Origin of the sequence: Leptothermofonsia sp. ETS-13, assembly GCF_049200465.1 — a bacterium.
GTDB lineage: Bacteria > Cyanobacteriota > Cyanobacteriia > Leptolyngbyales > Leptolyngbyaceae > Leptothermofonsia.
Genome location: NZ_CP120836.1, coordinates 3,843,667 through 3,856,195, shown reverse-complemented (window position 1 = coordinate 3,856,195; position 12,529 = coordinate 3,843,667). Strand labels below are relative to the sequence as shown.

The 12,529-nt window shown below is 49.7% G+C and carries 16 protein-coding genes; 5 read left to right on the top strand and 11 right to left on the bottom strand.

Annotation, left to right across the window (positions count from 1 at the left end):
• Nucleotides 1–14 precede the first annotated feature (14 nt).
• The 3 genes from P4D80_RS17545 to P4D80_RS17535 form a co-directional block, all read right to left on the bottom strand.
• The gene (locus P4D80_RS17545) at nt 15–875 is read right to left on the bottom strand and encodes a M48 family metallopeptidase (RefSeq protein WP_421655302.1); all 861 of its coding nucleotides are present in this window, start codon (nt 873–875) and stop codon (nt 15–17) included.
• 461 nt (nt 876–1,336) lie between these two features.
• Nucleotides 1,337–1,966 (bottom strand): ribonuclease H-like domain-containing protein, encoded by a 630-nt coding sequence (locus tag P4D80_RS17540; RefSeq protein WP_421655301.1) that lies wholly within the window; start codon nt 1,964–1,966, stop codon nt 1,337–1,339.
• Between the two features lie 114 nt (nt 1,967–2,080).
• Nucleotides 2,081–2,623, bottom strand: a complete 543-nt coding sequence (locus tag P4D80_RS17535) for a CAP domain-containing protein (protein WP_421655300.1) — start codon at nt 2,621–2,623, stop codon at nt 2,081–2,083.
• A gap of 372 nt (nt 2,624–2,995) precedes the next feature.
• Between P4D80_RS17535 and P4D80_RS17530 the strand changes: the two genes are divergently transcribed.
• The gene (locus P4D80_RS17530; protein WP_421655299.1) at nt 2,996–3,394 is read left to right on the top strand and encodes a hypothetical protein; all 399 of its coding nucleotides are present in this window, start codon (nt 2,996–2,998) and stop codon (nt 3,392–3,394) included.
• A 158-nt stretch (nt 3,395–3,552) separates the two neighbouring features.
• Here the strand turns inward: P4D80_RS17530 and P4D80_RS17525 are convergent, their stop codons facing one another.
• From P4D80_RS17525 to psb28, 5 genes are all read right to left on the bottom strand, one after another.
• Nucleotides 3,553–3,912: a homoserine kinase gene (locus tag P4D80_RS17525; protein ID WP_421655298.1), complete on the bottom strand. Its 360-nt coding sequence runs from the start codon at nt 3,910–3,912 to the stop codon at nt 3,553–3,555.
• A gap of 25 nt (nt 3,913–3,937) precedes the next feature.
• Nucleotides 3,938–4,204 carry a hypothetical protein gene (locus P4D80_RS17520; RefSeq protein ID WP_421655297.1) on the bottom strand — a complete coding sequence of 89 codons (267 nt, stop codon included), beginning with the start codon at nt 4,202–4,204 and terminating at the stop codon, nt 3,938–3,940.
• Nucleotides 4,122–4,472 carry a hypothetical protein gene (locus P4D80_RS17515; RefSeq protein WP_421655296.1) on the bottom strand — a complete coding sequence of 117 codons (351 nt, stop codon included), beginning with the start codon at nt 4,470–4,472 and terminating at the stop codon, nt 4,122–4,124. The genes P4D80_RS17520 and P4D80_RS17515 overlap by 83 nt, the downstream gene beginning before the upstream one ends.
• Before the next feature lie 4 nt (nt 4,473–4,476).
• Nucleotides 4,477–5,403, bottom strand: a complete 927-nt coding sequence (locus P4D80_RS17510) for a TIGR01777 family oxidoreductase (RefSeq protein ID WP_421655295.1) — start codon at nt 5,401–5,403, stop codon at nt 4,477–4,479.
• Between the two features lie 222 nt (nt 5,404–5,625).
• The gene (gene psb28 / locus P4D80_RS17505) at nt 5,626–6,003 is read right to left on the bottom strand and encodes a photosystem II reaction center protein Psb28 (protein WP_421655294.1); all 378 of its coding nucleotides are present in this window, start codon (nt 6,001–6,003) and stop codon (nt 5,626–5,628) included.
• Nucleotides 6,004–6,154: 151 nt separating this feature from the next.
• On the opposite strand from psb28, the gene P4D80_RS17500 reads away from it, so the two are divergent.
• From P4D80_RS17500 to P4D80_RS17490, 3 genes are all read left to right on the top strand, one after another.
• A complete protein-coding gene (locus P4D80_RS17500) occupies nt 6,155–6,850 on the top strand; it encodes a diacylglycerol/polyprenol kinase family protein (protein WP_421655293.1) in 696 nt (231 codons plus the stop codon).
• Nucleotides 6,851–7,005: 155 nt separating this feature from the next.
• Complete coding sequence (locus P4D80_RS17495; RefSeq protein WP_421655292.1) at nt 7,006–7,590, top strand: DUF3038 domain-containing protein; 585 nt, start codon at nt 7,006–7,008, stop codon at nt 7,588–7,590.
• A 311-nt stretch (nt 7,591–7,901) separates the two neighbouring features.
• Entirely contained in the window at nt 7,902–9,314 is a 1,413-nt protein-coding gene (locus P4D80_RS17490) for a DUF4335 domain-containing protein (RefSeq protein ID WP_421655291.1), read from the top strand.
• 255 nt (nt 9,315–9,569) lie between these two features.
• Here the strand turns inward: P4D80_RS17490 and P4D80_RS17485 are convergent, their stop codons facing one another.
• From P4D80_RS17485 to P4D80_RS17475, 3 genes are read right to left on the bottom strand one after another with little or no spacing between them, the layout of a single operon-like run.
• Entirely contained in the window at nt 9,570–10,058 is a 489-nt protein-coding gene (locus tag P4D80_RS17485) for a ferredoxin (RefSeq protein WP_421655290.1), read from the bottom strand.
• A complete protein-coding gene (locus P4D80_RS17480; protein WP_421655289.1) occupies nt 10,058–10,444 on the bottom strand; it encodes a DUF1257 domain-containing protein in 387 nt (128 codons plus the stop codon). Before P4D80_RS17480 ends, P4D80_RS17485 begins: the two co-directional genes overlap by 1 nt.
• A 48-nt stretch (nt 10,445–10,492) precedes the next feature.
• The gene (locus tag P4D80_RS17475; protein WP_421655288.1) at nt 10,493–10,702 is read right to left on the bottom strand and encodes a DUF2997 domain-containing protein; all 210 of its coding nucleotides are present in this window, start codon (nt 10,700–10,702) and stop codon (nt 10,493–10,495) included.
• 755 nt (nt 10,703–11,457) lie between these two features.
• Here P4D80_RS17475 and bioU point away from each other — a divergent pair.
• Nucleotides 11,458–12,489, top strand: coding sequence for a (S)-8-amino-7-oxononanoate synthase BioU (gene bioU, locus P4D80_RS17470; RefSeq protein ID WP_421655287.1), 1,032 nt, complete (start codon nt 11,458–11,460; stop codon nt 12,487–12,489).
• The last annotated feature ends 40 nt before the right edge of the window (nt 12,490–12,529 follow it).

Sequence of the window (12,529 nt, the reverse complement as noted above, 5' to 3'; positions counted from 1 at the left end):
GGCTTTCTACAGTTCTACCAATTCCGCCATCCACCTTTAGTTTCAACTTTTCCATTAGGCTGGACGGGGCGAATTTGCAGCAGGGAATGGTATTCCCGGCTACTTGCCCAGCGGTCAATCTCCCTTGCCCGCAAAACTGGAACGGGGTGGGTTAACTGTTCAGTCATCGCCTGCTTCAGCATAGCACCGAACTGATCTTCACTAATGTCGTCGTATGCCCGGGCCTGCTCCAAAAAGGCATCAAGATTCAGGTGTTCTGCCAGTTTGGGAGAACCACCGGAGAGTTTCATCAAAACGGAAGCTACTACTCTGGGATTCTGAGTCGCAAGGAGAGCGGCGCGATCGCAGGTAAACTCTGCACAGCGCACCCATTCCATCAACTGCGACTGTAAACCCTGGGCTACCCCCCCCAGACTGGCTAACTGAATCAAAATATTGGCCAGGGTCAGATAAACCCCGTGGTCACACTTCAAATGCCCCAATTCGTGGGCAATGACCGCCTGGATCTCCTCAGGAGTTAGTAAATCAATCAAAGCCGTATGCATAACAATGAACGGCTTCTTGCCCCGCATGGCAAACGTGTAAGCATTGGGAACCGGGTGCTGTCGAACATAAAGCTGTGGTGGCTCCAGGTCAAGAATCTGGCAAGCTTCCAACAACAATGCATGAAAGTTGGGAAGCTGCTTTTCACTCACTAAAACACTGGAGGCAATGTTATCTAAATAAAAAACTTGCTCAGCCAGAGGTCCCAACAGGTTACGAATCACCATGTCAAAGCCAGGCAGTTGCTTCAAATTTGCAGTTGCCTGTAAATCCAGGGGATGACGAAAGTGATCAGCTCTCAAACCAATGAGAGGCGTTTTCAGAAGAGACATAGGGTCAAGTCAATGCACGCTCACCGTCAGTATAGCGAGAAGTGAGGACAGCCGGATGAAGGGCAATGGAGTAGGGGTTTGAAGTGGACCCGTAAAACTGGACAGGGGGTTAAACTTTGAGCCACCTAAAAGTAGTGGCTGACCACTCCCAGTTGAGTGGAGCTTGGCAATGCCAATTACTGAACATTGCTCGTTCGATCTTCTATAGCTGTCGCCAGGTTGCTTAGGACATTGGCTTTAAAGGGGATGTGAGAAAGACTGGATCTCAATTTTCAGAGCTTAGGATCATGGACTTTAAACACTGCATTCTCTGAGTAAACTGGCCTATCCCCCTTACCATCTCCGAGTTGAAGCGGGGTGCCAAAGGCAAAGTGAGGTTTTGGGAGTTATTTAACTCTCATGCCTCCCCTTGACTTCCTGACTCCTATTTCCTTCGCAGCGCTGCATACCATTCATTAGCGCTAGTGATCAAATACACCTTGATACTGCAACAAGTCCAGTGCTGCCATGGTTGGAAGGCACTGAAAACATTGTTGGGCCAGATCCCAGCGTTCTTCTCGCTGAAGCATTGCGGTTAGTTTTCTACAGGCGCTCAACAGGTATCGCACATCGTTGGCGGCATAGCGAAGCTGGTCAGGAGAAAGGTTGGCGGCATTGCCCCAATCAGAGCTTTGCGCACTTTTGTCAAGCTCTATCTGTTCAAGTTCCTGAATCAGGTCTTTAAGTCCGTGACGCGGAGAGTAGGTACGAACGAGCTTGCTGGCAACTTTGGTGCAAAATAGTGGCGTGACCTGAATATTCAGGTGATAACGCAGAGTGGCGATATCAAACCGGGCAAAGTGAAAGACTTTGAGGGTACTATTTGCTTCTAGTAAATACTTAAGATTAGCAGCTTCGGTTTGTCCACGGGCAATCCGAATCACACTCACACGATCGCAGGGGTCGCACAGTTGTACCAGGCAGAGACGATCGCGCTGGGGTAACAGTCCCATTGTTTCAGTATCTACAGCGATCGCCTCCGCCTTCAGATACTCAGTCAGTTGATCAGCAGACAAGTCACCGTCAAAAATTTGAAAATTTTCCAACGCCATTGTGAGATCGGAAGCAGGATATAGGCTATAGAGTACAGAGTACAAGGATTTGGGATTTTGAGTTTCAGATTTTAGATTTAAGTCTATCCTGCCCGTTCCTGCTACCTTTCTCCCCTACCGGCGTTTAATAAAGATTTGGGTGAAATAATACTGCCCCTTCGAATTCTGGGCGACCCCAATACCAGTCAGGTCGTAGTTTCCTTCAATATTTTTGCGGTGCCCGGAACTTTTGAGCCAGCCTTGCACCGCCTGAGTGGCTGGATCTTGATGCCCTATATTGTAGGCAACATTCTCTGCGGCGCCAGCATAGGGGATCGAACGGGCAATCACCTGTACCCGTTGCTGAAATCCGTTATGGCTGAACGGAACCCGACCACTGGCCATTGCCTGGCTATGAGCCTGGGCCTGGGTACTAATTCGAGAGTCTAAAGTCAGGGGAGGGAGCCGACGGCTCCGCCGATGTTGGTTGATTTGGGTCAGGACGGATTGTTCGAGGGACTGGCGCGAAGCTGTTACCTGGTAGGTTCGTTGGGTTGGAGCCTGGACTGGTCGCCAAAGATGCCAATCAGGGAAAGGAGCAGCTACAGCAGACATTAGACTACCCGTTGTTGCGAAAGTACTGAGGGCAACAACTTTCATCAGGTTAGAGATTTTCATCGGTTTCACACTCGGTTCAAAGACAAAACTGGCAAATACTCATGACAAAACCATCCCTATGGTTCCCTGTAAAGGGGAAGAACAGAGAATGCTGGCGTGTACCCTGATGAGGGGGATGACTATGTTGGAGCTAAAGAAGTTCCAGTGAGTAGTAGAGTGACAAATGTCAAGTATTGTTAAGCCTGTAATGAGGATTTCACGGTCGCGCCTACGGATTGTGGTTTCTTAGACTGAGTATTAGATTCTTTCTCAAAATCTTTTGAAAGCGCTACGATGGCTTCCTCTCCCGACCCCTGAAACCCTCAGTTCACATCGCACTCTTACGCTTAAGTAATCTGTTTAATTAGCTTAATTAGTTAAATGAGTAAGTCGATGACCTCTGTAATTGAAAATAGATTAGAAATTTCCTCCTCTATAAATTTGCCCATCCCTTATGCTGATTATGTTTTGGGTGTAGCAATCTTTGACTTGAATGGTCTGCCTAAGGAGTATTACACAACATCAGAAAGCAGCAACATGAGCTGGGTACAAACAATTTTTCAAGCGCTGGGGCTGCAGTCGTTACTCATGTCTTCGCTGCAAGTGGAGGGATTTCACCACGCCACGATTTATGGCTCTGATTGCTGTGCTGTAGTTGTTAAACAGAGAACGCACTACACAGCCATGTTGGTTCAAAAGCATGATGAGTTGATTGATGATGCCTTTATTCATTGGATGCAACACTTCCAACTAAGTGAACTGAGACAAAATCCGCGTTTTCACGTTGCGTAGATGAGCAGATAGGAGCAAGCAACAAGCAACAAGCGACAGGCAAAAGGGTGGATGAGGGATAGGATGATGGGGTGATTAAGATATTTTTCTACTCCCTCCCTCACTCATTCCTTTCACCGTTCCTCTCCTGGCTTCTGACTCCTTTTTTCTCCGTAGCCTTAGCAAGCGATCGCTCCCTGGGTATCAATCTGCAAAACCTTTACCTGCGCTGTGGTACCCTGGCTTGCCCAGGCGGATTCCATCGCTGACCTGACGGCTTCTGCGGTTTCTGGAGCGGTGAGTGCTAACAGAGTCGGGCCAGCTCCGCTGATGACCATTCCGTAGGCTCCCGCTCCAATAGCGGCAGACTGAACTGCTTCATAGCCCGGAATTAATGGCTGACGATAGGGTTGATGAATTCGGTCTTGCAATGCTGCTTTTAGCCAATTACTATTAGCCGTTTCCAGTCCACGCAACAGCAGTCCTAAATGGGCAGTGTTGAAAATGGCGTCGGCACGGCTATAGGTAGCCGGTAGCACCCGTCGAGCTTCCTGGGTTGAGAGTTCAAAATTGGGAATTGCGACGACCGGAACAATATCTCTGTGCCAGGGAATTTCGCAGATTTCCCAGGGGGGAATCGATGCCCGTTGCTGCTAAGCGAGCCCCCCCCAACAAAGCTGGAATGACATTATCTGGATGGCCCTCAATATCCACTGCCAATTGCATGACCTGGTTCTGTGTCAAAGGTTTACTCACCAACACGTTCGCACCAACCAGGCCCCCGACAATGGCTGTGGCTGAGCTGCCCAACCCCCGTGCCAGGGGGAACACCTAGCTGAATCTCAATCTGGACTGGAGGAGGGACTTGATTGAGATGCTGGAATAGTCTGGCAAATGCCTGATAGACGAGGTTGTTGCTATCAGTGCTGACGTGATCGGCTTCTGCACCGCTCACTTTCATCACTACGCGATCACCACCCGTTGGCAATCGCGAAAAAGTGAACTGGTTGTAGAGCGTCAGAGCTGCTCCCAAACAATCGAACCCTGGACCCAGATTAGCCGTAGTAGCGGGGACTGTAACCGTGACTGTAGAATTCACAGACTTAGCCCTCGCTTCCCAAAACGTGCTGAAGGGCTTGCCTGACCGTTGGGTACTGGTACTGAAAACCAGTGGATTGGGTGCGCTTGGGCAACACCTGCTGCCCTTCTAAAACCACTTTTGCGCCGTCTCCTAGCAGCACTTCTAATGCGAAGCTGGGTACGGGTAGCCAGGAGGGGCGATGCATTACTTCCCCCATGGTGTTGCAGAACTCAGCCATTCTGACGGGATTGGGCGCAGTCGCGTTGTAGGTACCTTCCATGCTGGGTTGAGTCAGGGCTTGCAGAATCAGGTTGACCAGATCATCGCGGTGAATCCAGGAAAACCACTGTTTGCCTGTGCCAATAGGACCGCCTGCAAAAAGCTTGAAGGGAGTGAGCATTTTGGCGATCGCCCCTCCCATTCCGAGGACAATCCCAATTCGCAAAATCACCAGTCGCACTCCGAGTTCTCTTACTTTTTGGGCTTCGGCTTCCCATTCCTGGCAGACCTCAGCCAAAAAATCATTGCCAGGAGGACTCGTTTCATCAAACGTGGCAGTTTCGCTAGTCCCGTAGTAGCCAACCGCCGAAGCATTAACCAGCACCTGGGGTTTGGCTGTTACCTGGGAAATAGCCTCCACAATTTTCTGGGTACCCAACTTGCGGCTCCTCAGAATGCTTTGCTTATGAGCAGCTGACCACCGTTCTGAAATTGGTTCTCCTGCCAGATTGACCACTCCATCGCACCCCGAAATGGCCTGTTGCCAGTCTCCTGATTCAGTAGGAGTATAGGCCACAATTTCCACGCCAGGAAAAGTAGATTTTGGGAACACCCGTTCTGCATGAACCGCATTGCGAGTGAGCGCAACGACTTGATGCCCTTCCTGCTGTAGCCGTTCGACTAATCGGCTACCGACAAATCCTGTTGCCCCTGTAATGGCTACTTTCATAAATGGGTTGTTAGCTATTGGCTGTTAGTTGTCAGTTGGTGTGAGGGGAGGAGCGTGAGGGGGGATGGGTAGATGAGTAATAGGGTGAGGTTTCTTGACTCCATCACTCCTCCACTCCATCACTCCTCTACACATCCCCTTCCTTTTTCTTTCTTCTTCCTTTCTTCCTTCTTCTCCCCGGCCCCAATCTCTTCGCATTTACTTCGGATCGGGTTCTCCAATTTACTTCGGATCGGGTTCTCCATAAGCCATCCCATTAGCTTCGGCGTAGCGATTCATGAATCGCATGAATCGATCCCAGTGGTCTTCCTGGTCAATTTCGAAGCGACACTCCATATGATCGAAGTCGTCTCCTTCTGGACCTCCAAAATAAAATTTAACGGAGGAGGGTTCAACTTGAATCTCCCCTTCCGCATCAATTAACCGCATTGATTTGGAGAAGCGATTACGAAAACTGTTGAAGTGTTCGATGGATTTAAGTTGCCGGAAGATCATCAGGACGCTGCGAACACCCGTTGAACGATTGCGGCGGAGGCTAACGCCCTCAAGTTCTTCGGCAAGACCTTCAAAAAATTGGATGCTGGGGGCAGAGGTATTCATGATTTGGATGGCAAAGGGTAAACCTCAGTATACAAAAGTTCCGTAGCCTCCAAAACGATTGCCAACGGTAACGGGGATCACTTCAAGCGAGATAATGGGAGAAGATCCATCGCAGTGAGAACAATCTCCTGCTTTCGTTGCGGTTAGCTGAATGCCCTTTCTTTCCTGGTTTGTGAGTGCGCCGTTGTGGCTCCACATTGTTGCAGTAGGAGCCTGGTTGGGTGCGATCGGGTTGCTGGCAGAAGGGTTATATCGTCGCACCTCCGCTGGTTCAGAAATCGCTCGCAAGGTGCTTCACATTGGGGCTGGTAATGTGATCCTGTTTGCCTGGTGGCTTCAGATTCCGGCGTGGGTAGGAATTACGGCATCGGTGGTATTTAGCGCGATCGCCTTTCTTTCCTATCGATTCCCTATCCTGCCAGGAATCAACGGGATTGGGCGGAAAAGTTTGGGTACTTTTTTCTATGCGGTGAGTATTGGTATTTTGGTGGGCTGGTTCTGGTCTATTCAGCAGTATCACCATGCGGTGTTGGGGGTGCTGGTAATGACCTGGGGAGACGGGTTGGCAGCCCTGGTGGGGCAGCGGTTTGGCGAACACCCCTATAAGGTTTGGGATATGCACAAGAGTTGGGAAGGCTCTTTTGCCATGCTTCTGGTAAGTGGTCTCGTCAGCAGTCTGATTTTGCTGAGTGTTTACGGTAATAGCTGGCAGGTTTGGGCAATTTCGTTGACGGTTGCTCTGCTGGCAACGGGACTGGAAGCATTCTCAAAGTATGGAATCGATAATCTGACGGTCCCAATCGGGAGTGCAGCACTCAGTTTTGCGCTCACCCAGTTTTTACTTTGAAGTCCACCATTTTTCTGGAGTGATCCATCAGGGGGATGCCTGATGCTGAGCGTGCATGAAAGAATTTCTAGGAAACATATAGCTAGGTTTTCAAGTCTGTTTCAAGACAGGTAACCATCTCGCTGAACCCTGTTTTGCCTCCTATCGTTAGAGATATGTCAACTACTATCAAGTCGCCCGCGATCGCTTCCATTGAGTCTCTTCCACTTGCCTGTCAGCCCGATCCTACCCAGTTAGACAACATCAAAGCTCAACTTGATCTGGTGCTATTGGCACTGGAGGCGCTGGCAAAGATTGGTTCCGAAGCGATGCTACAGGCAGCGATCGACCTGAATCTGGAATCTCTGGTTGCGGATCGGGTTGCACTTTGGCGACTGCGTCAGTCGAGTCCCCTCCGTAAGGGGCAGGGTGGGCGCAAAAAGCTCGATGTGGAGGAGGCACGGGCACTGGTTCTGATTAGTTGTCATCTCGCTAAACAGCATCAGGAACTGATTCGGCGCGCAGTTGCCCTGTTAGAACAATTGGCGGAGCAAAATCGGGAACCTCACCAGTCAGCCTTGCTTGGAGACTATCTGGATGCTTTTAACAATACCTATCAGGAACGGATGGAGGAGGGTAGCAATGTTTCTCCAGAGGTCTTGACCCATCTCGCACTGAAGCTCCTGATTGATTTACTGTTTTATAGTGCGGCGAACGGTCCTCGCCGCCTCTGGCTGGCATTGATGGATCGGGCAAAATAGGGGCCAGGGGTTGGGGGATAGGAAGAAGAAAGAGGGAAGAAGAAAGAAAAAAAAGACAGGGATTGAGGATTAGGGATTGGGGACTGGGGGCTAGGGAACAGGGATTGGGGCAATTCAGAACTCAAAACTTTTCTGACCCTGTCACTCCCCTACTTCATCACTCCATCACTCCGTCACCCATCCATTCATCCACTCATTCACCTCTTTGCCCATCTACCCCTCTCAACAACTAACAATTAACAACTTCCCCTGTCGCCTGACACCGGATACCTGACACCTACTTACCCCCCTGTTCTTCACTAGTGATGCTCATGTCCCACTCAGTTTTGCGACGATATACCCCTCCAACCTGCACTTTGGAGATTATTGGGAGCCATTCGCCGCTGTCTCGGTGGATGGCACAACCAGTGTTGAAGAATCTGCGATTTCAATTGAGTCTGGATGATCCCAAGGTGCCCAAGGAGCAGTGGGTTACGCTGCGGGGCGATCGCGCCCAGCTAGAAGCTCTTTGCGAAGTTGTCTCAACCTATGTTCAGCATTTCCTGGAGCAGTCTTATAAACCAGCGGATGAACTGGTTCTGGCATCACAAACAGGTGCGATCGCCCCACGTCCAACCGTAAATGAAGAGTTGTTTATACCCCAGGCCACTCAAACCAACGCTGCTGGAATAGTGCTTCAACCGAAGGGGCTACTGACCCACGAACTGGTTTTGGGTTCCCTGGCAACTGAGGAAACAGGTCCAGTGGTGCGTCTGAGTGCATTACAGTTGTTTGACCTGGCAAATGCTCTGGATGAATACACCACCGAGATGGTGGCACTGCCAAATCTTCAACCTTCTCGCTCTGGCTGGCTCAAATCTTCTCCGGGGTGGGCTCAAATTGCAGCCGTATGCCTCGTTGTGGTGGGGCTTTCAACATCGGTTGTGAAACTGCTCGATCGCTCCCTCAGCCCAAACCCAGCAACCACGAGTCAGGGAGCCAGTAGCCGTGACCAACAGGTAGCATCCCAGCTTCCCCCGGCGGCAAAGGAAAATGTGCATCCCCCCGCAGCCTCCACCCAAAAACTTCCCCCTCTGCCCCCACCTGGGTCTGCCATTCTTGCAAGCCCACCCATGCCCAGGATCACCGTTCCATCAACGCTCCCAGCAAATACTGACAACAGTGCGGGAGAGGGGGCCAAGAGTGCCTCCGGTACCACTACAGAAAGTCGCGATGATCGCGCCCCAGCCCAGCCCCAAAGCTCCATCGCGCTGAATGAAGCAAGATCAGGAGGTCAAAGTAACCTTCCGGCTCCTGTATTCAAGGCTCCTGTATTCAAAAAGTCAGAGCGTGGTGATGATCAGGCTTCCCGGCGAACAGCAAGATCAACAGCATCTGAATCTGAGTCGACCTCTATTCAAGAGGATGCGCCTCAATCGGCGGATAGCAGCGCCTTTGATACAATTCCTCAAGTGGCTGAAGCGCGACGTTACTTTCAGCAGCGATGGAAGCCACCCGAAGGGCTCAACCAAACAATTGAATATACGCTGGTTATTAACCCCAACGGGTCGATTCAGCAAATTCTACCCCTCGGCCAAACGGCTGGTGATTATGTCGATCGCACCAGTATCCCCCTAGTCGGTGAGCCATTTGTCTCCTCTATTAAAGGGAGGCGAACTGCCAGAATTCGCCTTGTGTTAAGCCCGGATGGTAAAGTCCAAACGTTCCTAGAACAACTTTACTAGCTGTAATGAATTTTCACCTCAGCCCTCAGCCCTCTCCAACAACTAATATAGCGGTAGTCATTATGGTTAGGACGGGGCGCAGGGGTGGAACCCCTGGCTGGGGGCGAAGCCCCCACTCCCTCTCTAATTCCAATGTCCTAACGCTACCGCGTAGAGCTATATAAACTCTTAAACAACTAAGAAAAAATGAAAAAAAATGAAAAAAGAGGCTAAACAATAGCCTCAAAAAAACTTAAACAGAAATTCTGCAAAAACTTAAGTTCGCTTCTTTCGTCTGGCCTTCATCCTTTGAGCCCGATAACCCTTGGCAACGATAGCATGGTCAACTGGAAAACCTACCACAGGAATAACCTGGTACTTCCGCTCTTCATCCAGATGCTTCAGCTCGGTAAAGTCAACCCAGTGAATACAATCTACCGGGCAAGTGTCAATCGCTTCTTGAATCAACTCATCTGGATCGCCATCTTGCCGAACAACACGAGAGCGCCCATAGTCGGGCTCGATATAAAACGTATTGCGAGCAACATGAGCACAATGCTTACAACCAATGCAGGTTAACTCATCAACATATACCCCCTTCTGGCGGAAGGAACCCCCCAGTTCGGGTTCCAGCCCTGTACGCTCAGGAGAATCGCGTAAAAAACCACCCAACTCAGGCTCAAACCCTGATCGGTTCTCCCCCATCACAGGTTCAGACGCGATCGCCTTCTGTTCGACAGGTATCGGCGATGAGGAATCAGACATTAGGCACTCCAGCGTTGTAAAACCAGACGAATCGAACCATCTGCATTCTGCTGCTCTTCTGAAACTTGAAATCCTTTCTGAGTGGTTTCATTCAGAACAGTGTGGTACGCATATCGCTGAGTAACTTTGCTGAGGAAGCGATCAACCGTCAAATTTTGATTCCAGAATTGGAGGTCAGCCACCAATTCATACTCACTACCATTCCAGGCAAAGCCAACGTCATAGCCGTTGTCTTGCTCAATCGCGACTTCAGCAGTTTTTTTCTGTCCCCGATAACCGCGGACATCGCAGGGGCCTTCTTTCCAGTCAATCTCTAGATCGGTAAGAGCTGCTTTGAGAGAAGAAAGATTACGAATTTGAGTTTTGATCTGGCTAAAGTGTGACATGGCAATTTTTAACAAAAAGTAAAGGAAAAGAAAGATAAGGTTGAAAGACTACCACTCGCTAAAAGTAGCCTGCGCAGTTGCAGTTGCTGACTGATGTACCTCTTGAGCAAAATACTCAGAGGTTGCTTCCTGACTAAGTACCTGACCTAATTGGGCTTCGATCGCTGCAGTAACTTCCGCACAAGAAGCACCCACGATTCCAGTAACCTTCTCCTGTACCCGACCATCGGGATAGATAACAAATTCCAGTGTTTCCATGCTTCCCACTTAATAGATTGAATAGAAGCTAACCACCTGGCATATCAGCTGAAATAGTCGGCGAAACTCAATTGCCACGAAGTTAAGTCGCTTCAGAGAGTCACTCCACTTCACCACTGACCCAGTTATTCGAATGTGACCATTCGAATAAATACGAGTCATTTCTTTACAAAAAGAGTCAACCCAGTAGGGCAGCAACTCAATTATCTGACAGTTTCGCCTAACTTCGAACAGCAGTCAAGATAAAGATGGGCGAGGTTTTTAGCTTTACAAATCTTTACAAGATTGGTTTACAAATCTTTCCTCAATCCTGAGGATGAGGTTTCCTGACTATTACTCATTCACCTACCCACTTCTTTCGGCTCCTGACTTCTGGCTTCTATATAGCGATCCTATTTGAATTGTGAGAAAGGATTTCGCAGGAGTCCTTTCTCACAAAGCCTCTTAATCTCACGACTGATTGAGGACAACTGCTATAGCTGTTCTAAATTGTTTGTGAACAAGAGATTGTTTGTGAACAAGAGGAGTTGTGAAAGCCCTCCCACCAGGGAAAGACTCTTTCGCAATCCAAATAGAATTGCTGCTAGGCACAATTAAATTAAGGAAAATTTTGGGGGTGAAGGGGGTGAAACCCTCTGCCTGGGGGCGCAGCCCCCACTCTCCCCTTTACAAATTAATGATGACTACCTACTTAATTGGGTGGAAATTGATTGGATAATGGAGGTCTGTTTAGCCTACACATAGTGAATCAAGCGATGGATAGAGAGCATGCAACCAGCCGGGTCAACCTTTCATCTTCCCAGCCTGCCGCTTTGAGAGTTGGTGTCTTGGGGTTTGGAGGGCTTGGACAGGCGGCTGCCAGAGTGTTAGCCCCCAAACAAGAAATGCATTGGGTTGCCGCAGCAGACCGAAAAGGCTATGCCTACGATGCTCAGGGTTTAGATCCGGACTCCTGTATTGCTGTTTATCGTTCGCAAGGTTCACTAGGTTATCTCGAACCTGGTGGCGTTCTCAGCAATAACAGTATTCAAGAATTGATTGGACGCGCTCCGGTGGATGGATATTTTCTGGCTCTCCCGAATCTGCCGAATACCTTTATGGCGTCTGTTGCACGGCAGTTTATCCAGGCTGGCTGGCAGGGAGTTTTGGTGGATGCGATCAAACGAACCAGTGCTGTGGAGCAATTGCTTGCCATGGCAGATGAGCTGCAAGCGGCTGGGATTACTTACATGACGGGATGTGGGGCAACACCTGGCCTCTTAACTGCTGCGGCAGCATTGGCAGCCCAGAGCTATGCTGAAATTCATAGTGTCAAAATCACCTTTGGGGTTGGAATTGCGAATTGGGAAGCGTATCGTGCAACGGTACGAGAAGACATTGCACATTTGCCGGGTTACACGGTAGAGCAGGCACGAGCTATGACGGATGCCGAGGTGGAAGCCCTGTTGGATCAAACAAATGGTTTGATTATGCTGGAAAATATGGAACACGCCGATGATGTGATGCTGGAACGGCTAGGCATTTGCTCCCGCGATCGCGTTACTGTAGGCGGAATTGTAGATACCCGTAATCCGAAAAAGCCGCTCAGCACCAATGTTCAGGTAACAGGGCGGACCTTTGAGGGGAAGATTTCTACCCATACGTTTACCCTGGGTGACGAAACTAGCATGGCGGCTAATGTTTGTGGTCCTGCCTTTGGCTACCTTAAAACGGGGATTGGGCTGCACCAACGGGGACTGTACGGACTATTTACTGCCGCAGAGGTGATGCCACAGTTTGTTCGCTGACAGAGTGAGCGACGTATCACCAGCAGATGGTGTTCTTTGA

What these genes read in the sequence shown, in the direction of transcription:
- P4D80_RS17490 (WP_421655291.1), top strand. Translation starts at nt 7,902, where the DNA reads ATGTCCCACTCAGTTTTGCGACGATATACCCCTCCAACCTGCACTTTG.
- psb28 (WP_421655294.1), bottom strand. Translation starts at nt 6,003, where the DNA reads ATGAATACCTCTGCCCCCAGCATCCAATTTTTTGAAGGTCTTGCCGAA.
- P4D80_RS17535 (WP_421655300.1), bottom strand. Translation starts at nt 2,623, where the DNA reads ATGAAAATCTCTAACCTGATGAAAGTTGTTGCCCTCAGTACTTTCGCA.
- P4D80_RS17545 (WP_421655302.1), bottom strand. Translation starts at nt 875, where the DNA reads ATGTCTCTTCTGAAAACGCCTCTCATTGGTTTGAGAGCTGATCACTTT.
- P4D80_RS17475 (WP_421655288.1), bottom strand. Translation starts at nt 10,702, where the DNA reads ATGGAAACACTGGAATTTGTTATCTATCCCGATGGTCGGGTACAGGAG.
- bioU (WP_421655287.1), top strand. Translation starts at nt 11,458, where the DNA reads ATGGATAGAGAGCATGCAACCAGCCGGGTCAACCTTTCATCTTCCCAG.
- P4D80_RS17480 (WP_421655289.1), bottom strand. Translation starts at nt 10,444, where the DNA reads ATGTCACACTTTAGCCAGATCAAAACTCAAATTCGTAATCTTTCTTCT.
- P4D80_RS17495 (WP_421655292.1), top strand. Translation starts at nt 7,006, where the DNA reads ATGTCAACTACTATCAAGTCGCCCGCGATCGCTTCCATTGAGTCTCTT.
- P4D80_RS17530 (WP_421655299.1), top strand. Translation starts at nt 2,996, where the DNA reads ATGACCTCTGTAATTGAAAATAGATTAGAAATTTCCTCCTCTATAAAT.
- P4D80_RS17540 (WP_421655301.1), bottom strand. Translation starts at nt 1,966, where the DNA reads ATGGCGTTGGAAAATTTTCAAATTTTTGACGGTGACTTGTCTGCTGAT.
- P4D80_RS17485 (WP_421655290.1), bottom strand. Translation starts at nt 10,058, where the DNA reads ATGTCTGATTCCTCATCGCCGATACCTGTCGAACAGAAGGCGATCGCG.
- P4D80_RS17510 (WP_421655295.1), bottom strand. Translation starts at nt 5,403, where the DNA reads ATGAAAGTAGCCATTACAGGGGCAACAGGATTTGTCGGTAGCCGATTA.
- P4D80_RS17500 (WP_421655293.1), top strand. Translation starts at nt 6,155, where the DNA reads ATGCCCTTTCTTTCCTGGTTTGTGAGTGCGCCGTTGTGGCTCCACATT.